Raw genomic sequence first — 1,327 nt, 5'->3', positions numbered from 1 at the left:
GGACGTTTGTTTCTGGTGTGGTGTTTGAGAACTGTAGAGTGGATGCGAGCATCTTTGTGGTCAAGTTGTTAAGGGCACATGGTGGATGTCTTGGCTTCAGGAGCCGATGAAGGACGTGGGAGGCTGCGATATGCCTCGGGGAGCTGTCAACCGAGCTGTGATCCGAGGATTTCCGAATGGGGAAACCCAGCACCAGTTATGTGGTGTTACCCGCATCTGAATATATAGGGTGTGTGGAGGGAACGCGGGGAAGTGAAACATCTCAGTACCCGTAGGAAGAGAAAACAACCGTGATTCCGTGAGTAGTGGCGAGCGAAAGCGGAAGAGGCTAAACCATGCACATGTCAAGCTGTCAGGCGTTGTGTGTGTGGTGTTGTGGGACCCAGCGTCGAGGATCTGACAGTCCTCGGAACGGTTACGCGTGTTAGTGGAACGCCTTGGGATGGGCGACCGGAGTGGGTGAGAGTCCCGTACGCGAAAACATGTTGTGGATCGTTTGTTTGGTGTTCCCGAGTAGCAGCGAGCTCGTGGAATTTGCTGTGAATCTGCCGGGACCACCCGGTAAGCCTAAATACTTCCTGAAGACCGATAGCGGACTAGTACCGTGAGGGAAAGATGAAAAGTACCCCGGGAGGGGAGTGAAAGAGTACCTGAAACCGTGTGCCTACAAGCCGTCAGAGCCCGAGCACATCCTTGTGATGTTGAGGTGATGGCGTGCCTTTTGAAGAATGAGCCTGCGAGTTAGTGCTGCGTGGCGAGGTTAACCCGTGTGGGGTAGCCGTAGCGAAAGCGAGTCTGAATAGGGCGATTGAGTCGCGTGGTCTAGACCCGAAGCGGAGTGATCTACCCATGGCCAGGCTGAAGCGTCGGTAAGACGACGTGGAGGGCCGAACCCACTTAGGTTGAAAACTGAGGGGATGAGCTGTGGGTAGGGGTGAAAGGCCAATCAAACTCCGTGATAGCTGGTTCTCCCCGAAATGCATTTAGGTGCAGCGTCACATGTTTCTCCACGGGGGTAGAGCTACTGGATGGTCTAGGGGCCTTACCGGGTTACCGAAATCAACCAAACTCCGAATACCGTGGTGTGAGAGTGTGGCAGTGAGACGGCGGGGGATAAGCTTCGTCGTCGAGAGGGAAACAGCCCAGAACACCAGCTAAGGCCCCTAAGTGTGTGCTCAGTGGGAAAGGATGTGGGATTGCCCAGACAACCAGGAGGTTGGCTTAGAAGCAGCCACCCTTGAAAGAGTGCGTAATAGCTCACTGGTCAAGTGGTCCTGCGCCGACAATGTAGCGGGGCTTAAGCACACCGCCGAAGCTGTGTCATTCA

1 rRNA gene (running past one end of the window) is annotated in these 1,327 nt (G+C 54.8%); it reads left to right on the top strand.

From position 1 onward, the window contains the following. Nucleotides 1-58: 58 nt before the first annotated feature. A 23S ribosomal RNA gene (locus tag ACZ3HL_RS44745) occupies nucleotides 59-1,327 on the top strand (it continues 1,130 nt past the right edge of the window).

The organism is Amycolatopsis sp. NPDC000009 (genome assembly GCF_055563465.1).
This window is presented reverse-complemented; position numbering and strand designations above follow the sequence as displayed.